This window comes from Bryobacter aggregatus MPL3 (assembly GCF_000702445.1).
Lineage (GTDB): Bacteria > Acidobacteriota > Terriglobia > Bryobacterales > Bryobacteraceae > Bryobacter > Bryobacter aggregatus.
This window is the reverse complement of the sequence record NZ_JNIF01000003.1, coordinates 1,147,726-1,171,335: the sequence shown is the minus strand read 5'-3', so window position 1 is coordinate 1,171,335 and position 23,610 is coordinate 1,147,726. Positions and strand designations below refer to the sequence as shown.

General features: G+C 57.0%; 23 protein-coding genes. 14 read left to right on the top strand and 9 right to left on the bottom strand.

All coding sequences use genetic code 11. From position 1 onward, the window contains the following. Positions 1-324: an energy transducer TonB gene (locus tag M017_RS0105770; protein WP_080507529.1), complete on the top strand. Its 324-nt coding sequence runs from the start codon at positions 1-3 to the stop codon at positions 322-324. Between the two features lie 21 nt (positions 325-345). After that, on the top strand, positions 346-627 hold the full coding sequence (locus M017_RS0105765; RefSeq protein WP_031496497.1) for an energy transducer TonB: 282 nt from the start codon (positions 346-348) through the stop codon (positions 625-627). Here the strand turns inward: M017_RS0105765 and M017_RS0105760 are convergent. Continuing rightward, a complete protein-coding gene (locus tag M017_RS0105760) occupies positions 614-1,192 on the bottom strand; it encodes a hypothetical protein (RefSeq protein ID WP_155121261.1) in 579 nt (192 codons plus the stop codon). The two genes, M017_RS0105765 and M017_RS0105760, sit on opposite strands and share 14 nt — an antisense overlap. A gap of 22 nt (positions 1,193-1,214) precedes the next feature. On the opposite strand from M017_RS0105760, the gene M017_RS0105755 reads away from it, so the two are divergent. After that, positions 1,215-1,883 carry a class I SAM-dependent methyltransferase gene (locus M017_RS0105755; RefSeq protein ID WP_031496494.1) on the top strand — a complete coding sequence of 223 codons (669 nt, stop codon included), beginning with the start codon at positions 1,215-1,217 and terminating at the stop codon, positions 1,881-1,883. Between the two features lie 6 nt (positions 1,884-1,889). Here the strand turns inward: M017_RS0105755 and tatC are convergent, their stop codons facing one another. Continuing rightward, positions 1,890-3,005, bottom strand: coding sequence for a twin-arginine translocase subunit TatC (tatC, locus tag M017_RS0105750; RefSeq protein WP_051669547.1), 1,116 nt, complete (start codon positions 3,003-3,005; stop codon positions 1,890-1,892). Between the two features lie 37 nt (positions 3,006-3,042). Further along, on the bottom strand, positions 3,043-3,540 hold the full coding sequence (locus M017_RS30395; protein WP_080507527.1) for a twin-arginine translocase TatA/TatE family subunit: 498 nt from the start codon (positions 3,538-3,540) through the stop codon (positions 3,043-3,045). A gap of 58 nt (positions 3,541-3,598) precedes the next feature. On the opposite strand from M017_RS30395, the gene M017_RS0105740 reads away from it, so the two are divergent. Continuing rightward, positions 3,599-4,537, top strand: a complete 939-nt coding sequence (locus tag M017_RS0105740; RefSeq protein ID WP_031496490.1) for a DUF6807 domain-containing protein — start codon at positions 3,599-3,601, stop codon at positions 4,535-4,537. Here M017_RS0105740 and M017_RS0105735 read toward each other — a convergent pair. Next, positions 4,467-7,028, bottom strand: a complete 2,562-nt coding sequence (locus M017_RS0105735) for a 1-acyl-sn-glycerol-3-phosphate acyltransferase (protein ID WP_031496489.1) — start codon at positions 7,026-7,028, stop codon at positions 4,467-4,469. The genes M017_RS0105740 and M017_RS0105735 overlap by 71 nt on opposite strands. 53 nt (positions 7,029-7,081) lie before the next feature. On the opposite strand from M017_RS0105735, the gene M017_RS0105730 reads away from it, so the two are divergent. The 4 genes from M017_RS0105730 to M017_RS0105715 are packed head-to-tail and all read left to right on the top strand — an operon-like array spanning position 7,082 to position 11,969. Further along, positions 7,082-8,290, top strand: coding sequence for an ATP-grasp domain-containing protein (locus M017_RS0105730; RefSeq protein ID WP_031496488.1), 1,209 nt, complete (start codon positions 7,082-7,084; stop codon positions 8,288-8,290). Beyond that, positions 8,226-9,524: a hypothetical protein gene (locus tag M017_RS0105725; RefSeq protein WP_051669546.1), complete on the top strand. Its 1,299-nt coding sequence runs from the start codon at positions 8,226-8,228 to the stop codon at positions 9,522-9,524. Before M017_RS0105730 ends, M017_RS0105725 begins: the two co-directional genes overlap by 65 nt. Positions 9,525-9,537: 13 nt before the next feature. Continuing rightward, positions 9,538-10,824, top strand: a complete 1,287-nt coding sequence (locus M017_RS0105720; RefSeq protein WP_162179843.1) for an AGE family epimerase/isomerase — start codon at positions 9,538-9,540, stop codon at positions 10,822-10,824. After that, positions 10,821-11,969 carry an amidohydrolase family protein gene (locus M017_RS0105715; RefSeq protein ID WP_051669544.1) on the top strand — a complete coding sequence of 383 codons (1,149 nt, stop codon included), beginning with the start codon at positions 10,821-10,823 and terminating at the stop codon, positions 11,967-11,969. The genes M017_RS0105720 and M017_RS0105715 overlap by 4 nt, the downstream gene beginning before the upstream one ends. Here the strand turns inward: M017_RS0105715 and M017_RS0105710 are convergent. Then, a complete protein-coding gene (locus tag M017_RS0105710) occupies positions 11,966-12,232 on the bottom strand; it encodes a DUF2277 domain-containing protein (RefSeq protein ID WP_031496482.1) in 267 nt (88 codons plus the stop codon). The genes M017_RS0105715 and M017_RS0105710 overlap by 4 nt on opposite strands. 66 nt (positions 12,233-12,298) lie before the next feature. Here M017_RS0105710 and M017_RS0105705 point away from each other — a divergent pair, with 66 nt between their 5' ends. From M017_RS0105705 to M017_RS0105680, 6 genes are all read left to right on the top strand, one after another. Next, complete coding sequence (locus M017_RS0105705; RefSeq protein ID WP_051669543.1) at positions 12,299-12,916, top strand: TetR/AcrR family transcriptional regulator; 618 nt, start codon at positions 12,299-12,301, stop codon at positions 12,914-12,916. Positions 12,917-12,978: 62 nt separating this feature from the next. After that, complete coding sequence (locus tag M017_RS0105700) at positions 12,979-13,362, top strand: DoxX family protein (RefSeq protein WP_031496479.1); 384 nt, start codon at positions 12,979-12,981, stop codon at positions 13,360-13,362. A gap of 26 nt (positions 13,363-13,388) precedes the next feature. Continuing rightward, the gene (locus tag M017_RS0105695) at positions 13,389-13,805 is read left to right on the top strand and encodes a VOC family protein (protein WP_031496478.1); all 417 of its coding nucleotides are present in this window, start codon (positions 13,389-13,391) and stop codon (positions 13,803-13,805) included. A gap of 42 nt (positions 13,806-13,847) precedes the next feature. Next, entirely contained in the window at positions 13,848-14,339 is a 492-nt protein-coding gene (locus M017_RS0105690) for an O-acetyl-ADP-ribose deacetylase (protein ID WP_031496477.1), read from the top strand. A 20-nt stretch (positions 14,340-14,359) separates the two neighbouring features. After that, entirely contained in the window at positions 14,360-15,484 is a 1,125-nt protein-coding gene (locus M017_RS0105685) for an alpha/beta hydrolase (RefSeq protein WP_080507525.1), read from the top strand. A 15-nt stretch (positions 15,485-15,499) separates the two neighbouring features. Further along, entirely contained in the window at positions 15,500-16,543 is a 1,044-nt protein-coding gene (locus M017_RS0105680; RefSeq protein ID WP_031496473.1) for an aldo/keto reductase, read from the top strand. A 12-nt stretch (positions 16,544-16,555) separates the two neighbouring features. Here M017_RS0105680 and M017_RS0105675 read toward each other — a convergent pair whose 3' ends face one another. The 4 genes from M017_RS0105675 to M017_RS0105655 form a co-directional block, all read right to left on the bottom strand. Continuing rightward, positions 16,556-18,571, bottom strand: coding sequence for a sigma 54-interacting transcriptional regulator (locus M017_RS0105675; protein WP_238325822.1), 2,016 nt, complete (start codon positions 18,569-18,571; stop codon positions 16,556-16,558). 523 nt (positions 18,572-19,094) lie between these two features. Further along, on the bottom strand, positions 19,095-21,452 hold the full coding sequence (locus M017_RS0105665) for a phosphoketolase family protein (RefSeq protein ID WP_031496471.1): 2,358 nt from the start codon (positions 21,450-21,452) through the stop codon (positions 19,095-19,097). Continuing rightward, positions 21,445-22,632 carry an acetate/propionate family kinase gene (locus M017_RS0105660; RefSeq protein WP_031496469.1) on the bottom strand — a complete coding sequence of 396 codons (1,188 nt, stop codon included), beginning with the start codon at positions 22,630-22,632 and terminating at the stop codon, positions 21,445-21,447. The genes M017_RS0105665 and M017_RS0105660 overlap by 8 nt, the downstream gene beginning before the upstream one ends. A gap of 48 nt (positions 22,633-22,680) precedes the next feature. Next, entirely contained in the window at positions 22,681-23,535 is an 855-nt protein-coding gene (locus M017_RS0105655; protein ID WP_051669542.1) for an ice-binding family protein, read from the bottom strand. Between the last annotated feature and the right edge of the window lie 75 nt (positions 23,536-23,610).

The window sequence follows — 23,610 nt, the reverse complement described above, 5'->3', positions numbered from 1 at the left end:
ATGCAACGAAAGTGGGACAAACCTCCTCAGATCCTCAGTAGGGTGTTGGCGGAGTACACAGCCGCTGCGAGAGAGAAAAAAATCGAAGGCCTCGTCCGTTTGAGCGTTGTGATTCGCGCGGATGGCAGCATTGGCGAGGTCGAGTTGGTGGACAGTCTGGACCCGGGGCTCGACCAGAAGGCGATTGCCGCGGTGCAACAGTGGCGCTGTGAGCCTGCCCAACTGGATGGCGAAGCTGTGGCGGCTGCGGCGACGATTGAGATCGCGTTTCAGTTGCCGCGCTCCGGGCCTGCGCCGGAGCGGCCCACCATTGAGGTGGGATGATTCTTTGCGGATCCTGGGGCCATGCTCGAGAACACGTTGCGCCCGCCCAAAGTCCTCCACAGAGTGAAGGCGGAATATCCGGCGTCTGTGCGGGAACGCAAGATTGAGGGTCCAGTGCGATTGCAGATTGTGATTCGCCCGGATGGAACAGTCGGCGAGATTGGCGTTGCGCGCAGTCTCGACCCGGAACTTGATCAGCAGGCAATCCTGGCGGTGCGGCAGTGGCTCTTTGAGCCTGCCATCGTTGGCGGTCAAGCGGTGGAGTCACGCGGTACCGTTGAGATTCCCTTTAGCGTGGCGTGACCTTGAAGTTGCGAAATTGCGCCGTCTCAAAGAACGAACCCAATCCGACCTTGCCAGTGGTTAGTGACACGTCCACTGCGTCGAGCGATGGGTAGCGTTGTCCACCGACTTCCACCACGATCCTGCCACTTTTTGCGTCGTAGTCCATCTTCACCTTGGTCCACTCGGCCGTCGGCAGACTGCCTGCGCCGATACCCTTTGAGATGCGCGAGCGGTCGGATCCATAGACGTGGAAGATGCCGTTGTGGACAATCTGCTTCTCGGGCGAATCGACGCTCAGATGCACATAGTTGAAGTGCGCGGTGTCACGCCAGTTATAGACCAGGATCAGGCTGCCCATATCACGCTTCACTTCACACTCGAGCGTAAAGGAGTCAAAATCACGATCCTGCAAGATGGCGTACTGCGTGGGGTAGCGGGGATTCGCCTCTTGTGGCCGTGCCACGAGCATGGTGAGTACGCCATTCCGGGTGACCCAATCCCCGGCATCAGGCACCTTCCACTTCTGACCGAAACTCTCAATCGTTTCGCTGGCGAGCATGAGGGCCAAGACTAGCGGTAGCATTCCTTCTAAAATAAGTGATTTGATGGACCTTGAACAGCAACTGGCAAAAATGCGCGAGGACTGGGACGCCCGTGCCCGCGAAAATGCCAAACACTACGTACAGACCGCGCAGACGGATTGGACCGACGAGGAGTTCTACGCTTCCGGCGAACAGACCGTGAAAGAAGAGATCCGCACCGACATGATCAACATCTGCCAGGGCAAAGACCCCAAGGAGATGCGGGTTCTGGAGATCGGCTGCGGTGCCGGCCGCGTCACACGCGCTTTGGCCAATCTCTTTGGCGAAGTCTATGCGGTGGATGTCAGCGGCGAGATGATTGCCCAGGCGAAGAAGGGGCTGGAGAATCACCCGAACGCCCATGTCTTTCAGAACAACGGCAAGGATCTGAGCGTGCTTCCCGAACTCGGCTACGACTTTGCGTTCTCGACCATCGTCTTCCAGCACATTCCTTCAAAGGAAGTGATCGAGACTTATGTGCGTGAGGTCAGCCGTTTGCTCAAGCCGGGGGCTCTGTTCAAGTTTCAAGTGCAGGGTTTTACGGGGATGCAGGCGACGCCAGACGATACCTGGCTGGGAGTGAGCTACAGCGACGAGCAAGCCAAAGAGCTTGGCGAGCGGTGTGGGTTTGAACCCCGGCACCGTCATGGCGCCGGGGAACAGTACTTCTGGTTGTGGTTCTTTAAGCGCTAAGCGCGCTTATTGAGTGAGGTAGGGCCAGCTTCCGATCAGTTTGAAGCCGTAGTACTTCACCATGACGGCAATCGCGGCTCCAGAGAGGATCGCGATCGAAGCCAGGATGATCCACAGGATGTGCCAGGGGAACTTTCTGCCTTCACGGGAAAGCACGAGGAGATACCCGGCAAAAACACCGATGAAGTACAACAGGATCATCGGAATGGCGAAGATCAACAGATTGACGATGTCTGGCGTTGGTGTGATCACTGCCGCCAGAATCGTGATTCCGAGAATCGCGTAACGCGAGTGCTCAATGAGGAAGCCCGGCGTGACAATGCGGAGCATGGTCAGGAAGAAGATCAGTACGGGCAACTCAAAGGTGGCGCTGATGCCGAGCATGACGTTGACGAAGAGATCGAAGTAGGAGACGATCGAGACCACCGGAACGATCTTTGCGCCTACGTTGCCAGCTTCCTGCCCAAAATTCATTCCAATGCCGAGCAGGAAGGCGAGGCCAAAACGGAAGGCAACAAAATATGCAAAACAGCCGCCCAGAATGAAGAGGCCAGCGGTGCTGAAGACAAAGGGGACGGCGAGTTTGCGCTCGTTTTTATACAGTCCCGGGGCGACGAAAGACCACACTTGCCAAAGAATCCAAGGCGAGGCGATGAAGACGGCGGCCAAGAGCGGGAGTTTGAAATAGACGACGAGGAAGCCGTCCATGGGATCGAGCTGTGCGAGGTCGGGCTTGGCGCCGATGGCACGGAGTGCGGCTGCGGCCGGTTCTGAGACAATTTCCCAGAGTTTTCCCGCGAACAACAGGCAAAAGCCATATGTCACGACAAGGCCGACGACAGCTTTGATCAGCCGCGATCGTAATTCCTCCAGATGGTCGAGGAACGACATGCGCAGCATGCCGTCGTCTTCCTCATCTTCCTCTTCACTGGCAGGAGGAGGGGGTGGCGGCGGGGGTGGTTGGTAAGCCGATGTTTCATCGGCCGATGGTGTTGATACTACGAGTTCGGTGCTGGCATGCGGATCATACGCGTGCTCGTCCTGGTAGTGCCCGTGGCTGTCGGCGCCACCTGGATGATCGTAAGCGGGCACACTTTTCTTGTCTTGCTCGTCCTGCGGCATGCTCGGTTGCTTCCTAACGGTTGGTTGTGGCTAAGCTCTAAGCGTCGTGCTCTTTGGCTTTTTCCGTTGCGCTTTCCGCAGTGGACACTACTGGGAGATCGTCATGATGCGATCCCACAGCGACTGTTCCCTCAGCTTGGGCGATGTGCAGGGTCTCGTGAGTCGTGCTGGAGCTTTCCTCTGTCGCGACCGAATCCGCTTCTGTGCCTTCAATCGACGTCTCGGAGTTGTACTCCGGGTGCGTATAGCCGTCGTAGCTATAGCCATAGTCGTCGTTGTATGAACTGGTGTGATCATAGACCGTGTTGTGCAGGTCGCTGGTCAGCTTGTGAGCTTCTTCCTTGATGGGAGCCGTCTCCCGCTCGATGTTTGCCATCTCGCGATCAAAGGTAGAACGCAGTTCATTTGAGGCACGGCGGAATTCCGTGAGAGCCTTACCGATGTTTCGTCCAAGTTCGGGCAGTTTTTTGGGGCCAAAGATGAGCAGAGCAAGCGCGAAAATAAAGATAGTCTCTTGAAAGCCCAAAGGTCCCATTGCTGTCCTCCTAGCGTTTATTGTAGCTGACACCCTTGATGTGATCTACTCGACAATAATGAAGCTCATTGGCATTCTGCTCGTTACAGCCACTCTCGGCCTGACGCAGGTAAAAATCACGCAAGCTCCTGACCGCATCCGTGTCGAGATTGACGGCAAACATTTCACCGATTACATCATCAGCGCCGAGGCTCCCAAGCCCTATCTCCACCCGTTGCGGACTGCGGATGGCAAGCAGGTTTCCCGCAGCTTTCCCATGGATCTGGTAGAAGGCGAAAAGCGGGATCATCCGCATCATCGCGGCCTCTGGTTCAGCTACGGCGAAGTCAACGGCTGGGATTTCTGGGCGAACGAGAAGAGTCAGAAGGGCGTCGGCAAGGGCAAGGGCGAAATCAAGGTCGTCAAAGTCAAAGACGTTAAGAGCGGCAAGAAGAGCGGTAGCGTGTCCACCGTACAGGATTGGATCGATGGCAACGGCAAGCGCATCATTTCAGAATCGCGGCTGATGACTTTTTACTCAGACCCGGCGCTGCGCATGGTCGATTTTGACATTACGCTGACGGGTCTCGAAGACGTCGAATTTGGCGACACCAAGGAAGGCGCGTTTGCGATTCGCCTGGCGCGGAGTCTCGAAGAAGAGATGACCGGCACGATGGTGAATGCCGAGGGCGCTGAGAAAGAAAAGAACGTCTGGGGCAAGCGTAGCAACTGGGTGGACTACTCCGGCACCGTCGATGGCCAGAAGGTGGGGATTCTCATCCTGGATCATCCGACCAGCTTCAACCACCCGACCTACTGGCACTCACGCGCCTACGGGCTCTTTGCCGCCAACATGTTTGGCGAGAAGGATTTCACCAAGAACAAGGAAGCGAAGGGGCCCGGTACGCTCAAGGCCGGACAGTCCTGGCGTTTCCGCCTGCGGGTGATCATTCATCCGGGAGACTCGAAATCGTTTGATGCAGCAGAGGCGTGGAAGAAGTACTCGGCTCTGAAGTAGATTTCCGGGTCACGAAGAACTGATCGGTAAAGACCGCAGGCACTTCCACTTCGATCCAATCCTCGATGCGGGTCTGCGTCTTGGTTGGCCCATCATTCGGCTCCTGGTCCAGGTAGCGCAACACGCGCGCCGGGCCCCGGAGCCGAATTCCTTTTTCAGTCTCGATCATTTCAAGGCCGAAGGGGAGATAGCCCTGGGTACCTTCTTTGATGCCACTCTGTTTTTCTCCAGCGAAATCGACCTCGGGAGAAGAGAGGGCCAGCACTCCGGATGCCTCCGGCAACTCGAAGACCGGGAGATAGCGGTGCGCGAGGCTGGCGACAACTTCCTCCGGCGTGCTGCGCAACTCGTCTTCCGCCACCAGCACATGCTTGCTGTGCGGATGGACCTCGCGTGCCTGCTGGGGATCGATGATCTCGAAGTCTGCTGCACGATCGTCAATGGTGAGCGTGGCCCCGTTCAGGAGCGGCATCCAAAAGCCGAGCAGGAGTCCTGCGGAGCGCTGTAGAGAAACCCGATTGTGAACGATGACACCGGGCTTGAACCAGAGCACCCGTCTTGCACCCTGAGCGGCACTCCAGATTCCCCGTTGCGACAGAACCGCCGGACCTCGCCGTGAGGCGACAATCGCTACCGCGCTCTCTTTGCGCATCGGGAAGGTGCACACCTGCCGCCAAGCGAGGCGGGGAGCGAGCATCCGGTAGATCCAGGTACGGGCGCGATCCCGGTGGCCGAAGTGCTTGATGGCGCGGCCAATCCAGAAGGTATTCTCCGTTTTTGCGACGCCGTGCTGTTCCATCCAGGATTGGGAACTGATGATCGAGCCGAGTCCGTGCGTGCTGACAAAGGAATCGAAGTCCGCGCCGCGGAGTTCCCCGATCTCCATGCCGACATGGCCTGCCAGGGCAATCGCGACATGGGCGATCATTTTCTCCGGGCCGTTCGGTAGATACACGCCAATGCGTTTCTTGCGGCGCAGCCGGCGGTTCAAGTAGCGGGCAAAGAGCAGTGCGGTGGAGGCGAGTTCTCCGTAGGACAAGATTTGGCCGTTTGAAATCAACGCTGTTTTGCCTTCATTGCGTCCAGCCGCTTCGAGAAAGGCGAGGGGTAGAATGGCGGCCCGTTCCGAGTCGCGAAATGCGGCATTCACTTCGAGTGATTTGACGGTGCGCCAGAGCTCGGCGGCGCTGACCTTTGCCGGAAGCGGGGCGCCATACTCAATTTCAACCGCGCGGAAGAAGCGGGGAATGCAAAAGTTGACTTTCTGCTCTGAAAAACTCAAGAGCGTGCCCCAGAGTCCATTCATATAAGCCGGAATGACCGGAATTTCGGTACCCGCGACGATTCGGGTGAAGCCCTTTTGAAAGGGGTGCAGGTGGCCGCTCCGGCTGATGCCGCCTTCGGGGAAGATGCCAGCGAAATGGCCCTCTTCGATGACCGCGCGTGCCTTCTTGAGGCTTTCGACTACATCGCGGCGGGCGCCCTGGGAGATTGGAATTGTCCGGAACAGAGAGAGCAGAAAGCTGGTGACTGGATTTTTGTAGAAGGCATCGTACACAAGAAAGCGAACCATGCGCTGGGTGAATGCGCCGAGCAGAAAACCGTCGACGAGCGTGATGTGATTCGAGAGCAGGAGGGCGGCCCCGTCAGAGCTGTAATTCCTTTTGCCATAGATCCGGAAGCGGTAAAAGGTGCGGAGGAAAGTCATCACCAGCAGGCGCAGCGACAGCGGCCACATTTCGAGACTGAGCAGGAACAGCAGTCCCGCGGCGACAGGTCCTGCGATGGGGGGCGCCCAGAAGCCAGTCGCACCCACGATCGAGGCGAGGAGGGCTCTGGTGGCAAACGAGGCCTTCAGGTTTAAGGTGATCTGCACTGCGGTGGGCACCATCCAACCGGCGCCAACGGCTAGCAGCAGGGGTTGCCCCAGGAGCGAGCCGAGAAAGAAGAGGCTCGTGCCGGGGATGAGCAGGCCCGGCTCTCCCTTGCGCCCGGCGATGAGCGTAGGCAGATAGGACGATCCGATGCTGACAATCAGACAAGGAAGAATCATGGCTTCCGGAAGCTGTCGGCCCTCTGCGACCAGGCCCAAGGCCAGCAAGGCCCATCCAAAGAGGTTGCGGCCTGCAGGGCCTTGCCATTCGCTGGCTGCGAAGCTGGGCACAATTGCCATCGCGGAGCGCTCTCCGAAGAGGAGAGCTCCGAAGCTGAGAATCAGAAAGAAAACGGAAACTACGATGCGGTCAAAAGGAATTTGCCCGACCGCCTTAGCGATCAAAACTCCTAATGCGAGAGCGACGAACAACGCAACTTCCCGCGCCGCGGCGGTCTGCGCTTGCGCCCCTCGGGGCGTGTAATTCCGCCAAACGGTACGACGGCTGAAGAGAGAATAAAGCGCCACTCCGGAGATCGCGGAACCCAAGGAGAGCGCGATTGCAGCGAAGAGTTTTTCAAAGAATTCTAGAATGATCTGCTGACGAACGCCCTGCATGCGGATACTCTGAGAAGTGTAGCAACCACATCAGTTTACGAGGTTTGTCGAGCATGCCCGCCCTCACGGTGCTTTGTATCGCCAGTTACGAAAAAGGCTATGAATTCCTCCGTGAAGCCAAACGTCAGGGCTGCCGCGTGTTGCTTCTGACTTCGCACAGCCTGAAGGATGTTGCGAAGTGGCCAATGGAGGCGATCGACGAAATCTTCTACATGCCCGACGAGCAGAAGAAGTGGGATCAGCAGCAGACCATCAATGCAGTGAGCTACCTGGCGCAGACCGAAAAGCTGGACCGTATTGTCCCCCTGGATGATTTTGATCTTGAGATGGCCGCCGCTTTGCGGGAGCATCTTCGCATTCCCGGCATGGGCGCAACTACGACTCGCTACTTTCGGGATAAGCTTGCGATGCGGCGCCAGGCTGCGGAGAAGGGCCTGAATATCCCGGAGTTCGTGCATGTTTTGAATCATGCCGAGATCAATGCCTTCATTGCGCGTGTGCCTGGACCGTGGATGCTGAAGCCGCGATTGATGGCCGGCGCGATCGGGATTCGCAAGGTCTATTCTCCTGACGATCTCTGGAACGCGATCAATACTCTCGGCGACGAACGCTCCAACTATCTTCTGGAAAAGTACATTGCCGGTCCGATCTTTCATGTGGATTCGATTGTTTCGGAGCGAAAGCTTCTGTTTGCCGTGGCCAGCCGTTATGGGCGGCCGCCGATGGACGTGAGTCACGAGGGCGGAGTCTTTACCACGCGTTTGCTGGAGCACGGCACGCCGCTTGAAAAGTCGCTGCTCGAACAGAACGCGATGGTCTTGGGGGCGATGGGATTGCTGCGTGGCGTTTCGCACACGGAGTTCATCCAAGGACGTGAGGATGGCAAGATCTACTTTCTCGAGACCTCGGCTCGGGTGGGTGGCGCGCATATCGCCGACCTGATCGCGAACAGCACGGGCGTCAATCTTTGGGCAGAATGGGCCAAGATTGAAGTGGATGGTGGCGCAGGCTCTTACAGCATTGGTCCGGTACGCAACGACTATGGCGGTTTGCTGGTTAGTCTGGCCCGTCAGGAGAAACCGGATACTTCGGCTTTCAACGATCCGGAACTGGTTTGGCGCATGGAGAAAAAGCACCATGTCGGCCTCATTGTCGTCAGTCCGAATTATGACCGGGTGCAATCGCTCATGGACAAGTATGTCGAGCGCGTGCGGGAAGATTTTCTGGCTGTGGCTCCTCCTCGCGAAAAGCCTTCCGAGTAGCGGCGCCACTTATTCCTCGGAGGTTCGCCCCATCCTCGAGAAGCACTGCGTCCAGTGCCATCGGCCGGGTGAGGTTGGTCCTTTTGCTCTCGATACTTTTGAGGCCGCACGGAAGCATGCAAAGCAGATTGCCTTGGCCGCTTCCACTCGCTTTATGCCTCCCTGGAAGCCAGCGCCACCCAGTGTTGCCTTCCACCGCGAACGCCGTTTGACCCTCGCCGAAATCGCGACGCTGCAGGCCTGGTCTGTTGCAGGAGCGCCGCTTGGGACAGGCGCGCTGGTGGAGGCGAAGGCGGCTGCGCCTACGCCTGTTGCCGATCGTAGTTGGACCATGGCCCAGCCTTTTGAAGTGCCGGCGGAGAGCCAGGATCTCTATCGTTGCTTTGTCATTCCGTCCGGACTGGCGCAGCCTGCTTGGATCCATGGCTATGAGTTTGTCCCGGGGAATCGCAAGGTTGTGCACCATGCGTTAGTCTTCTTTGATCTGTCGGGCGCTGCCCGCAAGTTGGATGCGGAAGACCCTGGGCCGGGTTATTCGTGCTTTGGCACGCCTGGCTTTCTGCCTGTTGCGAGCCTGGGGGGATGGTCGCCGGGAAATGGACCACTGACAATGCCTCCTGGGACGGCGGTGCGCGCTCCCAAGGGCGCCGATGTGGTGATCCAGATTCACTATCACGCCACCGGCAAGCCAGAGACGGATCAAAGCAAGATCAATGTATTCTTTGCCGCAAACGCACCGGAACGGCGCCTGCTCGATATCGCGCTCACCTCCAATCGCATCGACATTCCAGCGGGCCAGGCAAAGTATCAGGTTCATGATTACTTTGAAGTGCCGGTGGATGTAACGCTGTGGCAGATGATTCCCCATGCGCACTTCGTTGCCAGGCGGGTGCGTGCTTCGATCACGCCTCCGGGAGGGCGCAAGCGGACGGTCCTGTGGATTCCGGACTGGGACTTCAATTGGCAGGACATCTACCAACTGAAAGTGCCGCTAAAGCTCAAGGCGGGTACGCTGCTTGAGATGGAGATCGACTATGACAATTCCGCGGCGAATCCGCGCAACCCGAATCAGCCTCCCCAGCGAGTGGTCTGGGGACCTGGCACCGCAGATGAGATGGCGGGAATGCACTGGAACGTCACGGTCGATCACGAGGCGCGCGATCTGGAAGATCTCACGTCCTCTTTGTGGGGAAAGATGATTCGCGCGACGCAGGTGACCAACCGTCGGCGCTAGGATGAAAGCTCCCATGACTCGCCGTAGCTTTGCAATCCTTCCAGTGGGGGCGGCCGCCGCACCACTGCTCCCGACCAAGGCTGAACTCGATCGATTGATCGTGAAGCTGGAGAAAACACTGACGGAGAATATTCTCGGCTTCTGGTATCCGAATACGATCGATCCCGCGGGCGGCTATCTTCTGAATCACGATGTCGATGGCAACCCGAAGGGGCCGGGTGTACGGATGATTGTGACGCAAGCGCGCATGGTCTGGTTCTACTCCCGGATGGCGCGTTGGGGCCATGAGCCGAAGAATATGCTGGCGGCCGCGGAGCATGGGTATCGCTTTCTGCGCTCCAAGATGTGGGACTCGAAGGATGGCGGATTTTTCTGGGAGCTGGATGCCGGTGGGAATGCGACCAAGAGGAATAAGCATCTCTATGGGCAGAGCTTTGCGATCTATGCAATTGCCGAGTACGCCATGGCTTCGAGGCGCAAGGATGTGCTTGAATTTGCGATGCGCTTCTTTGACCTGCTGGAGAAGAGGGCTCATGACCCGGTGCATGGCGGCTATGTCGAATACTTTCTGCCGGACTGGTCGACACCTCCTGTCAACGAACCCATCTACATCGGCGATTCCGCACCTGGCATGAAGTTGATGAACACGCACCTTCACCTGATGGAGGCGATGACCACGCTCTATCAGGCATCTCACCATGCGACGGTGCGGGATCGGCTTCTCGAATTGATCTCGATTGAATCGAATGCGGTGGTGCGCAAGGCGGCGGTTGTTTGCACGGACAAGTACAATCGCGACTGGTCGCCGCGTCTTGAGGGTTCCTTTGCCACGGTGAGCTATGGTCACGATCTCGAGAACATCTGGTTGATTGTGGAGGCGGCGCGCGCCGCCGGAGTTCCCTTCAGCCCGTATGTCGACCTGTTTCGTGCGAACTTCGCCAAATGCCGCAGCTACGGTTTTGACGAAAAGCTGGGTGGCTTCTTTACGAGTGGGGCCATCGGCGAAGCGGCGAACAATCGCAACAAGAGCTGGTGGGTCCAGGCGGAAGCTCTCGTGGGGGCGCTCACGATGTATCAACTGACGAGCAATACTGAGTACTTCGATGTTTTTCGCAAGACCTGGGACTTCTGTGATAAGTTCCAGATCGATTGGAAACATGGCGATTGGCACTCGAATCTATCGCCCGCTGGCAAAGCGGAGGGCGATAAGGCGCAGGCCTGGAAGTCCGCGTATCATAATGGCCGCGCGATGATGGAATCGATTCTTCGCCTTCGTGCGATCCGGGAGAAAACTGCTTGAACCGACGTCTCTTTCTTAGTGCTGCGAGCGCTGCCTTTGCACAGGATCAATTGCCATTGAAGGACTTTGAGCCTCGTTCGATGCTCCGGGTTCCGCAGACGGCAATCACAGAACCGGCTTATCCGGTGATTGACTTCCATACCCATCTCAGCTTCGCGGCGAAGTCAGAGAACGGCGTTTCACTGACGCCAGAGCGGCGCTATCTGGTGGGGCCGGAAGAGCTATTGCCGGTGATGGATCGCAAGAAGCTCAAGACGATGGTGAACCTGACGGGCGGTTATCAGGGCGGGCTGAAGGATTGCGTTGCCAAGTACGACAAGGCGCATCCGGGCCGCTTTCTGACCTTCACGGAACCGGCCTGGGCGCGAATCGACGAACCGGGCTACGACAAGCTGCAGGTGCAACTGCTCGAAGAGGCCAAGAGCAACGGGGCTCGCGGCATCAAGGTGCTGAAAACCTTAGGGCTCTATCTGCGTGAGAAGGTGACCACCGGCAAGCTGGTGAAGATCGATGACCCGCGCTTTGATCCGATGTGGGATGCGGCAGGGCGGCTTGGCTTGCCCATTGCCATTCATGTGTCCGATCCGAGTGCCTTCTTCACACCGACGGATCGCAATAACGAACGCTTTGAGGAACTGAACAATCACCCGGACTGGAGCTTCAACGGGAAAGACTTTCCGTCGAACGATGCGATTCTAGAGGCGCGCAATCGGGTTTTCGCGCGGCATCCCAAAACAACTTTTGTCGCGCTTCATGTCGGCAACTATGCGGAAGATCTGGCGAATGTGTCGGCTGCGCTCGACAAGTATCCGAATATGAATGTCGAGTTGGCGGCGCGTATCGGAGAGCTGGGCCGTCAGCCCCGCACCGCGCGGCGCTTTATCGAGAAGTATCAAGATCGCGTGTTGTTTGGGACGGATGCGGTGCCTCGCGGGGTGCAGTATCCGCAGCAGCTCTTTGGCGACAAGCTCTACGAAATCTACTACCGCTTTCTCGAAACTGAGGATGAGTATTTTGACTATGCGCCCGCGCCGGTGCCGCCGCAAGGGCGGTGGCGGATCTACGGGCTTGGTCTGCCGAAGCCGATCCTCAAGAAAATTTATTACAACAATGCCGCGAGGGTGATTGGTCTGGCGCGTATCTAGCCAAAGCGGGCGGTTGCGCGTGCTTTGGCTTTCAGCGCTTCCGTCTCACGATTCTTGGGGAGCGCGACGGTTTCGAGCGCATCGAGCAGCCGCGCGGACACGGCGGTGATGTCGTCCACCGCTTGGTGAAAGGCTTTCTCATTCGATTGCGATGGCTTCTGAAAGCCGCTAATCTTGCGGACAAACTGCAGCGCCGCGGCCCGAATCTCCTCCTCGGTGGTTGGCGGATCAAAGTTGAACAACGGTTTGATATTGCGGCACACAAGCAACAAGCTAGCAAGTTCAAAAGTTCTTGACAACGATACCGACTGGTCTGTACTTTGAATGCTGTGGCAGTAAAAGAGATACCGACCAGAACGCCCGAAGGGACCCGCCGCAAAATTCTAGCCGCTGCCTTCGTGGAGTTCTATCGCAATGGCTTTCAGGGTGGAAGTTTGAACCACATTGTCGAGATGGCAGGCGCTACCAAGGGCGCTCTTTTTCATCACTTTGCGGGCAAACAGCAATTGGGCTATGCCGTGGTCGACGAAGTGATTCGCCCCCTCTTGCAGGAGCGCTGGCTGGACCCGCTCAAAGATTCTCAGAATCCGATCGGAGATTTGAAGCGGGCGTTTCGAAAGTTCGTCAAGCAAGATATCGAATCGGGCTCCTGGCTCAATGGTTGCCCGTTGAATAATCTGGCGCAGGAGATGTCTCCTCTCGATGAAGGATTTCGTACCCGGATTGACAAGCTATATACGGAGTGGCGGGACCTCTATACGGCAAGCTTGGCCGCGGCCATTCAGGTCGGCAAGATCCGGAAAGACGTTTCTGCCCGCAATACGGCTGCGCTGATCGTGGCTGGACAGATGGGCATCTGGGGAACTGGAAAATATTCTCAGAATCAGGAAATTATGATGCAAGCCAGCGATGCCATGTGCGATTATCTGGACAGTCTGTGGGCCTGAGCGCCTCAGGAGCATGGGAAGAAACCGACTGGTCGGTTTTATCTTGAGTTGAGGAGTGGAGCTTGAGTCAATCTGAATCATCCACCGGCCGCCTTTGGGCGGGACGTGTCCTGACCGGACTTCCAATCGTATTTCTGCTCGGCGATGGCGCTGTGAAATTTACGAGCGCCGCAGGGGTGATCGAAGCATTTCATCATCTCGGCCTCCCCATTTCAACTGCGCCTGCGATCGGCTCTCTCGAACTCTTCTGTACCCTGCTCTATGCCTACCCGCGCACCAGCATTCTCGGCGCCGTGTTGCTCACCGGCTATCTTGGCGGAGCGACCGCAATTCACGTCCGGATCGGTGACCCGTTCTGGTTTCCGATTCTCATGGGCTTGATTGTTTGGGCTGGGCTGTATCTACGCGAATCCCGTCTGCACCCCTTATTGCCCCTCAGCAAATAGGGCAGATCACTCTGAAAGGAATCATCATGAAAGACTTTGTCACCTACCTGAACTTCGATCGAAATGCGCGCGAAGCGATGACCTTCTATGCAACCAGCCTCGGTGGAGAACTGGAGATCTCCAGCTTCGCCGATGGCCCCATGCCATCCTCACCGGAAACAAAGGATCTCGTCATGCACGCGAGAATCACCAAAGGCGGCAAGGTGCTGCTGATGGCTTCTGATTGCCCTCCAGGGATGTCCCTGCAGATGGGAAACAACTTCTCGATTTCGATCGACTGCGAGAGCAGGGAAGAAGTGGATCGCCTGGCCGCTGCGCTGGGCGCTGGCGGGACGGTGGTGATGGCGGCACAGGATATGTTCTGGGGTGCTTATTTCGGCATGATCAAGGACAAGTTCCAGGTGGCCTGGATGTTCAATTACGATGTCGCCAAGGCGCACTAATCGATCCTGAACGGAGTTCCGCCTGGGCTGCAGAATAGAAAGATGCGGGCAATCCAGGCGGACATCACGACACTGGCCGTAGACGCGATCGTCAATGCGGCCAACTCTTCTCTTCTCGGCGGGGGCGGCGTAGATGGCGCGATTCACCGCGCAGCCGGACCGGAGCTGTTGGAGGAGTGCCGGAGTCTTGGTGGGTGCAAGACCGGCGAGGCAAAGCTGACCAAGGGCTATCGCCTGCCAGCCCAGTACGTGATCCACACCGTGGGCCCCGTCTGGCGCGGTGGTGCTTTCGGCGAGGCGGAACTTCTGCGCTCCTGTTATCAGAGCTGCTTGCGCCTGGCGCAGCAGGTGCATGCCCGATCGATTGCTTTTCCATCGATCAGCACCGGCATCTATGGCTATCCCGTGGAGCAGGCGGCGAGGGTTGCGATCCAATCCGTGCAGGGAGCCGCATTCGACGATCTCATCTTTTGTTGTTTTTCACAGAAAGACCTGGAGATCTATGAAGCGCTGCTCAATGCCTCCATTCGGTGATAGAGTCGCTTTAGTCCGCAATGACAAGAACGATTTTTGCTTCCGCTGCACTGACAGTTTCACTCGCATCGGCACAGACCGCAAGGCCTCTGCCCCCGCTTCCCGCGCCTCTCTCGATCCCCAAGCCTGCGCCTGCTACCAACGAGCCTTATGCGCCGCAACCCATCCTTCCCGGTGGGATTGTCGTGCCGTTGTACCCGCCGAATTCTCCCTACCTCAAGGCCGATAAGCTCCGTGAGCCGGAGGTCTATAACATGAGCCAGGCCGTGCCCGGCCGCATCAGTAGCATCGTCGGCATCCACAACCCGTCGATTGAGGTTCATCTCGTCGAGAAGGGCATCAACACCGGCGCCGTTGTCATTCTGGCCGCTGGTGGTGGCCACAATACCTTGAATGTTGGCGGCGAGAGTGCTGACTTTGTTCCGTACTTCTTCAATTACGGCGTCAATACCGTCATCCTGCGCAACCGTCTCCGGCGCGATGGATACAACCCGCAGGTGGATGCAGTGAATGATGCGCTGCAAGCCATTCGTATGGTCCGCGCCTATGCGAAAGAGTGGAACATCGATCCGAATAAGATCGGCATGATGGGCTTCTCAGCCGGTGCAGAACTTTCAGCTCCGGCGGCCGTCCTATACGAGGAATTCGACAAGAAGAATAGTGACCCGGGTGATCCTTTTGCCGGTGTCAGTTCGCGTCCGGACTTTGTGGGCATCATCTACCCCGGCCCCTCACCGTTTGCGCGCAATCGTACGGCTCCGCCGATTCCGAAGAACGTGCCGCCAGCCTTCCTGACCTGCGCCAGTGCCGGTGATCGTGTGCATACGATCTGGGCGATGGAATACTACAACGCCATGCTGATGCAGGGTGTGCCAAATCTTGAGATGCACCTCTACGGCAATGGCCGCCATCCGGGCGATCCGCTGCCTGACGGCAGCCGGATGAGCGGTGGTTTGACCGATCGGAACAACATTCCTTTTGGGACCTGGCAACTCCGTTTCATCGATTGGTTCCGCGATTTGGGCTTTCTGCAGAAGCCTGGAGTGGAGACAAAAGCGGCCAAAGATGTCGCGGCTTTTGTCGCTCAGCCCCCACCGCCTCCACGTAGTTTTGGCCCGCCTCCACCGGCAAAGCCACAACCCTGATATCCTCAGCCCTTGATGGCTGCATTTCGCGAAGTACCTATTGAGAAGTTTGTTTTTGGTTGTCACCGCTTTGGATTCGGTCCGCCTCCAGGGGGCGGACCGGTCGATACGCTCAAGCATGTTGTCCCGCTGGTAAAGACCGCATTGGACCTGGGCATCCGGACTTTTGATTCCGCTGTCCTGTACCGTGCGACGCTGCAATTGGGACGTGCTCTTGAGGCGCTTGAGGTGGACCCGAATTCCATTGAGCTGCAGACCAAGTGCCTCCGCTATCTGGGGCTCCAGACGGCAGATGTGAAAGAGCACCAGCCGGAAGCACTCCTGCAGGGCATCCAAGCGCGTTACCGCGGGCTGACGGATAAGTGGGACACTTCACCAGAAGGCGTTGAGCAGCAGATTTGCCGGGAACGAATCGAATTTGGCGGCAAGTATTTGAAGGGCGTTGCTCTGCACGATCCTCCTGACAAGGAAAAACAGGCAGGCCTGGACTGGGCTCAGGATGTCAGCCGGCCAGTGGACTTCTTAAACCGCGCAAAACAGGCTGGCGCGATTGGCCGCATTGGCCTCGGCATTAAGGAGCCTGCCTTTGTGCACCGCTTTCTTTTGGAAGAACCCGGGATGCTCGACTATGCCGGCGTCACCTTCTGCCCCAGCATCCTCGGTCCGATGATGCGTATTCTGAACGCGGCGCAGTTGCATAAATTCGAAGTGACGCTGATGGGGATCAATTATGGCCAGGCCTTTACGCTGACCGAGGATCCTGCCACGGCTCCGGACTTCCTGTACAACTATGAGGTGGCCACGGCCGAAGAACGCGCGCTCATGTCGCGTTTCTACAAGATTTGCGGCTCCACCCCACTGCTGCATCTGGCTGCCGCGGTGGCTGGCTTGCTCGCGATGAATTTCCCCACGCTTCTCACGCAGATCGTCACCTCTACGATGACGCCAAGCCGTTTGGTTGAGACCGTGAAGCTGGTGCGCGAAGCTGAAGTTCCTGCTCCTGTCTGGGCAGAACTCAAGGCCGCGGAGTTGATTCCGAAAGAATTTCCAACCAGCTAGCGCTTCTTCCGCTTAAAGATCCTTGCGTGAAAGCTCGAGCTTCCGCATCAAGGCGTTCAAGGTGGTCCGGGGCATTCCCAGACGGTGTGCCGCCTTGGTGATGATGCCGCGTGTTTCGCGCAAGGCTCGCAGCACATGTTCCCGTTCCATCTCGTGGAGGGTGCCACAGGGCGAGGTCTCTTGGAATTCGGAGCGGATCTCGCTCAGAGGAACGCGCAGGGTCGATCCGGGCGACAGGATCACGGCCCGTTCGATGAAGTTTTCGAGCTCGCGGATGTTGCCTGGCCAAGTCCAGTTGGCAAGAGCCTTCATTGTCTCGGAAGGAATCTTATCGATCGTTTTGTTCATCTCCCGCGCATACTTCTGGGTGAAGTGCCTCACCAACAGCGGAATGTCCTCAGGCCGATCCCGCAATGGGGGCGTCGTAATCGGGAATACTTTCAGGCGGTAGTAAAGATCGCTCCGGAAGAGCTTCTCCTCAAGCATCTGTGTCAGGTTGCGATTGGTCGCAGCCACCAGCCGGACATCAATGGGAATGGTTTTGGTGCCGCCCAATCTCTCAAAGGACTTCTCTTGCAAGGCCCGCAGTAGCTTGGGTTGCAGGTCCAGCGGAATGTCCCCCACTTCGTCGAGGAACAAGGTTCCGCGATGGGCCATTTCAAAACGGCCAATCTTCTGCGCCAGCGCTCCGGTGAATGCTCCTCGTTCGTATCCGAAGAGTTCACTTTCCAGAAGCCCAGTGGGAATCGCGGCGCAGTTCAAGGTGACAAAGGGATGGTCGCAACGCTTGCTCCTCCGATGGATGGCGCGTGCGATCAATTCCTTGCCCGTACCTGTTTCCCCAAGAATCAGCACGGTTGCGTTGGTGGGCGCCACTGTTTCCACAAGATCCAAGACCTGCTTCAGTGAGGTGCTGCGGCCTACGATTTCTTCGAAGTTATGTTCCCTCTCTGAAACCTCTTCATTGATACAGTCGGTTCGTTTGCTCTCTCGAAGGTCCTGGATGAAGCTGATCCATCGAAAAGGCGAAAGCGTGAGAATCGCCGTTGCCACCATCACGGGAATGCGGGCGCCGTTCTTGCTGATCAGTTCCTTTTCAAACGGAGTGCAGGCTCCGAAGCGAAGTCCTTCTTCGTGGGCCATCTCGTCTTTGGCTAAGTGCTCGGCAGGAGTGAGGTCCTGCCATCGCAGGCGTCCATGATGCAAGTCCTCGCGGCTATAGTCCACCATCTCCAGAAAGGCATCGTTTGCCTCAAGGATGGAGTCGAACTCCCCCGAGGCAATCCCTGCGATTCTTGATTCTGAAGGCCCCGGGGTCAGATGGCTTCCTTCGTTCGGCAGGCGGGAGCTAAAATCCCGGACGATGCGTGCATAGCCCTGCAGCGCTCCATCAAAATCTTTGACAGCCATGGTGATTTCATTTGCCCAGAAGTGGTCTCCATTTTTCTTTCGGCCCCAGCATTCGGTTCCACAATGGCCTTCCTGGTCTGACCGGTGGAGGTCTATTTGCAACTTGCTGCGGAGCTCCGTGTCTTCGGGATAGAGCATTTGCAATCTCCGGCCGATGACCTCTTTTTCGGAGTATCCGTAGAGCTGTTCCGCGCCTGCATTCCAGGTGACGATGGTGCCCAGCGGATCGATTAGCAGGGCTGCATACTCGGAGGTCCAGGCCGTTGGGACATGGGGTCCGTTACTCCGCCCATTGGAATCGCTCTTACGGCGTAGTCCTTCCTCTCTGGCGATCTGGAGTTTGCTGGACTGCGCGCCGCGATTGAGAATGCCTTTCCAGAGGGTAGCGGTGTCAGACGGGGCGAACGGCGAGAGCATCTCGTCCAGGCGGCCCTCTCCATGAGACGAACTCAGGGCTCTTGCCCGCGCAGTGCTTTGCTGTTTCCGCTCGTATTCTGCAATTGGGACTGGAGCTGATGGACGATATGCGATGGCTTGGACCATCCACTCCAGTTGCCGCAAGCCCCTCTCAACAAACCAAGTCGTAGACTTCAATGCTTCGACCGCCGAAGACATCATGCTCCTCCTTTCTTACTTCGCCTGCTCCGCACAGGCGATAACACTTGAAGCGATGCTAGCATTTAGCACTTCAATTTGATGTCCTCTTTTGAACGCATTTGGTTATGAGAGTAAGGGATATTTATCCAATTAGTCAGTTTTGAAGTTTTACTCATTATCTGTAAGTAGAGTCGGGCTATAGGAGTACTGGGGGTGGTTTCTTTGAGAATGGGAATTTGGCAATGCGTGCCGTAATGTGATTTCAGATACGAAATGAGGCCACAGTGCGCTGTTTTGTTTCACAATGAAAATATTTCTGAAACAGATCGCAATTGTGATGCAACGAAAATTGCGAGGAAGATGGGCGTTTTCCTGCTCGAGATCTCGGTTTCTGGGCGTCGAAGCTGGGAACGAGTCCAAGAAAAGGAGTGGGTCCTGGAACGGATGGATTAGACCATTCGCCTTTCTGGGCGGGGCATCTCTCGTTGCAGTACTAAGAAGACGGTGCGTGGTTCTACAAAATGACGCACCGCCGCGGGACTATTTAGAACTTCCATTCCCAGTTGAGAATTTCGGGCATATCGTCGCCATATTGATTCACATACTGCCGGTGTTCAATCAGCTTGTCTCGTAAAAACTGCTTGAAGTGGCCGGTGGTGTCGCGGATTCGCGCTACCCGGTCGACGACATCGCCGGCCAAGTGGAAGCGGTCGAGGTCATTGAGCACGGTCATATCGAAGGGGGTGGTGGTGGTTCCTTCTTCTTTGTACCCGCGCACATGGAAATTGTCATGATTCGTGCGCCGGTATGTCAGCCTGTGGATCAGGGTCGGGTATCCATGATAGGCAAAAATGACGGGGCGATTGGTCGTGAAGATGGAGTCGAATTCCGTGTCCGGCAATCCGTGTGGATGTTCGCTTTTTGGTTGCAGCACCATCAGATCGACGACGTTTACAAAACGAATCTTGAGGTCGGGAACATGTTCTCGCAGTAGGCTCACCGCCGCGAGCGCTTCGAGAGTGGGGACATCGCCCGCGCAGGCAATCACTACATCGGGCTCGCCGCTCTGATCGTTGCTCGCCCAATCCCAGATGCCAACCCCGGTTGTACAGTGTTTGATCGCCGATTCGAGGTCCAGCCACTGCCGCTCCGGTTGCTTGCCCGCGACAATGACGTTGACATAATTGCGGCTCCGCAGGCAGTGATCCACCACCGAGAGTAGGGTATTGGCGTCGGGAGGAAGATAGACGCGGACGACATCGGCCTTCTTATTGACAACGTGGTCAATGAAGCCCGGGTCCTGGTGGCTGAAGCCATTGTGGTCCTGCCTCCAGACATGCGAAGTGAGGAGATAGTTCAGGGAGGCGATCGGTTTTCTCCATCCAATCCGCCGGGTGGTCTTGAGCCATTTCGCGTGCTGGTTGAACATCGAATCGACGATGTGGATGAAGGCCTCGTAGCAGGAAAAGAAGCCATGGCGGCCGGTGAGAAGATAGCCTTCCAGCCAGCCTTGGCAGAGATGTTCGCTCAGCACTTCCATGACGCGGCCGTCTGGCGAGACGTGATCGTCGATGGGAATAATCTGCGCCGTTGAGGTGCGATCGGTGATGTCAAACAAGGCGGTCAGCCGGTTGGACGCCGTCTCATCCGGCCCGAAAATGCGGAAGTCCCGCCGCTCCCAATTCAGTTTCATCACGTCGCGCAGAAACTGGCCCGCCACTTGAGTGGCTTCGGCGATGACACTGCCCGGATGGTTGACTGCCACCGCGTAGTGCTGCATGTCGGGCATCTGCAAATCGCGCAGGAAGATCCCGCCATTGGCGTGCGGGTTTGCCGACATCCGGCTCTGCCCTTTAGGCGCCAGTGCGGCTAACTCGGGTAGCAGCGCACCTTCCGCGGTGAAGAGCTCTTCCGGTTTGTAGCTCCGCATCCATTGCTCCAGCATCTGCAGGTGCTCGGGTTTTGTGGCCAATTCGGCGAGTGGCACTTGATGGGATCGAAAGGTATTTTCTACCGGTTTACCGTCGACAAACTTTGGTCCGGTCCATCCTTTCGGAGTCTTCAGAATCAGGAGGGGCCAGAGGGGCCTCACCTGAAAGCCATTTGTCCGGATCTCGTTCTGGATTCCCCGGATCTCTGTGACTATCTGATCGAGCGTAGATGCCATGAGCGGATGGAGAAGCTCAGGGTCATCGCCCTCGACAAAGTAAGGCTTGTAGCCATAACCCAGGAAGAGCTGCTCCAATTCCGGCTGCGGAATGCGCGCCAGCACGGTCGGGTTCGCGATCTTATAACCGTTGAGGTGCAGGATCGGAAGGACGGCCCCGTCGTGTACGGGGTCGAGGAACTTGTTGGAATGCCAGCTTGCCGCAAGGGCGCCCGTCTCTGCTTCTCCGTCGCCAATCACACAAGCCGCTATGAGATTGGGATTATCGAACACTGCACCATAGGCATGTGTCAGGACATAGCCCAGCTCACCGCCTTCATGGATGGAGCCAGGAGTTTCCGGTGCAACATGGCTCGGAATTCCGCCGGGGAAAGAGAACTGCTTGAACAGCTTCTGCAATCCAGCGGTATCGTGGCCAATGCTCGGGTAAACCTCGCTATAAGTGCCCTCCAGATAGGTATTGGCGACGACGCCTGGCCCTCCATGGCCAGGGCCTGCGAGAAAGATCATATTCAAGTCGAAGCGCCGGATGACCCGGTTCAAGTGGGCATAGATGAAGTTCAACCCAGGCGTGGTGCCCCAGTGTCCCAGCAGCCTGGGCTTGATATGCTTGATCGTCAACGGTTCCCGTAGTAGCGGATTGTCCAACAGATAAATCTGCCCGATCGACAGATAATTTGCGGCTCTCCAATAAGCATGGAGTGGTTTCCATTCGTCGCAAGACACGTCATTCATTCGTCTTCTCCTTGGATTTCTCCACGATTGCAAAAGCAGCGCGAGCCAGCACGGACTCTTCATTCGTACGAATCACGCGGACACAGGCGGGACTGTCCTCTTTGGAGATGACGCACGAATTGGACTGGTTTCGGGCACTGTCAATCGAGATCCCAAGAAACTCGAGACCGGCACAGATGCGCTTGCGGATTTCCGGAGCGTTCTCCCCAATCCCTCCGGCAAAGACAACCGTATCAATGCCGCCTAATACCGTGGCAAATGCGCCCAGCCATTTTCTGGCTTGATAGCAGAACAACTCGACTGCCTCAGCCGCTCGCTCATCCTGCGCTTGCCGCTCCAGCAGATCGCGCATATCGGAGCTGCTGCCGGAAACGCCCAGGAGACCGCTCTCATGGTGCACCATCCGGTTGAAGTCCTCTGCGCTCATTCTCTCTGTGCGCAGTATGTACGCTGCCACGCCCGGATCCAGATCTCCGGCTCGTGTCCCCATCACCAGCCCTCCGGCGGGTGTAAAGCCCATGCTTGTATCGACACTCCGCCCCTCTCGTAAGGCGGCCATGCTGGCGCCATTCCCCAGATGAGCGAGCACAACGCGGCCACGAGCCGCCTGCCTTCCGGCGATGTTGGTGAGAGATTCGAGGAGGGATTGGTAGGAAAGGCCGTGGAAGCCGTAGCGCTCTACTCCTTGCGCCTCGAATCTTTGGGGAATGGGGAGCAGGCGCGCAACGCGGGGCATGCCGCGATGAAAAGCGGTGTCGAAGCAGACGATCTGCAGGAGTTGCGGCATTCTACGAGCGAACGCCTCAATCCATTCGATTTCCCGTGGCAGGTGTTCCGGATCGAACGGACTGATCTGGCGTAATTCTTCCAGAAGTTCGGGTGTCACCCGCTCCGGCTGCGTATGGTGCATCCCATGAACCACGCGATGCCCCACCGCAACGATCGCATCGAAGCCAATCTCCTTCTCGATCCAGTCCAGCAGGGACTCGCCATCGAGAGTCAGGTTCTGCACAGCGCCGCTGCGTAGAACCTCAAACTGCAATGTCTCTTGCCCCGATCCCACGCGGTCCAGCTTGCCTTGTCCCCAGCAGTTGAGCGAATCCGATTGGATCTCGTAGCAGGCAAAGCGAATGCTGGAGGAACCCGCATTGATGGTGAGGATCGTTGGTGGAGGGGGCATGCCGATTGGACTAGCATATGCAATCGGCATGCAAATCACAGCAAGGCGCTAGGTTCGGAAGAAGCGCTTTCCGATCAAAAGCAGTCCCGCGGCCGACATCAGAATGCTGGCAGGCTCCGGAACCGCAGAGGGTGCTCCGACAAAGCCGTTGCTTCCGAAGTCCACCCGGCCCGTGGAGTTATCGAATGCGTTACAGCTATTTGAAACCACATTGGTGTCCATGGTAACGGCAGCATTCAGTGCGATCGCGCGGCCACAGATCACAGAGACATTTGTGGTCAGAGTGATGCTGGTGAGTGCAATCACGTTGCCCGCAAACGTCGTACCCGTACCCAAAGTGGCTGAACTCCCCACCTGAAAGTACACCCCGGTACTGGCGTCACCGTTGATCACCGTAACATTAGCGTTGGATGCGGTGGTTAAGGTAGAGCCGATCTGAAAAACAAATAGAGCATTCGGATTGTTCTGCGCGTCGAGCGTTAGGGTTCCTGTCAACTGAGCAGAAGAGCTGAAGTAATAGACTCCGGGGGTCAATGTCAAGCCTCCAAGGTCCGTTCCCGACAGGTTGGTAGTGAACGGAAGGGCGACAAGTTCATTGTATGCCGTGAGTGCATCGGCTTGAGCGTTCTGGGCCTGGATATCGTCATTATGTACGACAGAGGATCCAATCAATGTGAGGTTGCCCTCACCGGTAATTGAGGTGCCCGGCCATAGTCCCAAGTCGCCATTGAGCGTCGTCGGACCGGTAATGGTGACTGTGGTTGCTCCGAGAACGGCAAAAGGTACGGCTGTGCCAAGCGTTACAGTTGCTGCTGCGGCTTGGGTTCCGAAGATTGAGAGAAGTGCCAGGATGGAAAGTCCTGGAAAACAGAGACGCACATTCGCCTGGATGGGTGAATTCATGTTGACAAGCTCCGGAGCTGCAAGAGCAATTCCAGGCCCATATCTCAAAAGTGCTGCAATTTCTACTGAACTCTC

What these genes read in the sequence shown, in the direction of transcription:
- M017_RS0105770 (WP_080507529.1), top strand. Translation starts at nt 1, where the DNA reads ATGCAACGAAAGTGGGACAAACCTCCTCAGATCCTCAGTAGGGTGTTG.
- M017_RS0105765 (WP_031496497.1), top strand. Translation starts at nt 346, where the DNA reads ATGCTCGAGAACACGTTGCGCCCGCCCAAAGTCCTCCACAGAGTGAAG.
- M017_RS0105760 (WP_155121261.1), bottom strand. Translation starts at nt 1,192, where the DNA reads ATGCTACCGCTAGTCTTGGCCCTCATGCTCGCCAGCGAAACGATTGAG.
- M017_RS0105755 (WP_031496494.1), top strand. Translation starts at nt 1,215, where the DNA reads ATGGACCTTGAACAGCAACTGGCAAAAATGCGCGAGGACTGGGACGCC.
- tatC (WP_051669547.1), bottom strand. Translation starts at nt 3,005, where the DNA reads ATGCCGCAGGACGAGCAAGACAAGAAAAGTGTGCCCGCTTACGATCAT.
- M017_RS30395 (WP_080507527.1), bottom strand. Translation starts at nt 3,540, where the DNA reads ATGGGACCTTTGGGCTTTCAAGAGACTATCTTTATTTTCGCGCTTGCT.
- M017_RS0105740 (WP_031496490.1), top strand. Translation starts at nt 3,599, where the DNA reads ATGAAGCTCATTGGCATTCTGCTCGTTACAGCCACTCTCGGCCTGACG.
- M017_RS0105735 (WP_031496489.1), bottom strand. Translation starts at nt 7,028, where the DNA reads ATGCAGGGCGTTCGTCAGCAGATCATTCTAGAATTCTTTGAAAAACTC.
- M017_RS0105730 (WP_031496488.1), top strand. Translation starts at nt 7,082, where the DNA reads ATGCCCGCCCTCACGGTGCTTTGTATCGCCAGTTACGAAAAAGGCTAT.
- M017_RS0105725 (WP_051669546.1), top strand. Translation starts at nt 8,226, where the DNA reads ATGTCGAGCGCGTGCGGGAAGATTTTCTGGCTGTGGCTCCTCCTCGCG.
- M017_RS0105720 (WP_162179843.1), top strand. Translation starts at nt 9,538, where the DNA reads ATGACTCGCCGTAGCTTTGCAATCCTTCCAGTGGGGGCGGCCGCCGCA.
- M017_RS0105695 (WP_031496478.1), top strand. Translation starts at nt 13,389, where the DNA reads ATGAAAGACTTTGTCACCTACCTGAACTTCGATCGAAATGCGCGCGAA.
- M017_RS0105690 (WP_031496477.1), top strand. Translation starts at nt 13,848, where the DNA reads ATGCGGGCAATCCAGGCGGACATCACGACACTGGCCGTAGACGCGATC.
- M017_RS0105685 (WP_080507525.1), top strand. Translation starts at nt 14,360, where the DNA reads ATGACAAGAACGATTTTTGCTTCCGCTGCACTGACAGTTTCACTCGCA.
- M017_RS0105680 (WP_031496473.1), top strand. Translation starts at nt 15,500, where the DNA reads ATGGCTGCATTTCGCGAAGTACCTATTGAGAAGTTTGTTTTTGGTTGT.
- M017_RS0105675 (WP_238325822.1), bottom strand. Translation starts at nt 18,571, where the DNA reads ATGATGTCTTCGGCGGTCGAAGCATTGAAGTCTACGACTTGGTTTGTT.
- M017_RS0105665 (WP_031496471.1), bottom strand. Translation starts at nt 21,452, where the DNA reads ATGAATGACGTGTCTTGCGACGAATGGAAACCACTCCATGCTTATTGG.
- M017_RS0105660 (WP_031496469.1), bottom strand. Translation starts at nt 22,632, where the DNA reads ATGCCCCCTCCACCAACGATCCTCACCATCAATGCGGGTTCCTCCAGC.
- M017_RS0105655 (WP_051669542.1), bottom strand. Translation starts at nt 23,535, where the DNA reads ATGAATTCACCCATCCAGGCGAATGTGCGTCTCTGTTTTCCAGGACTT.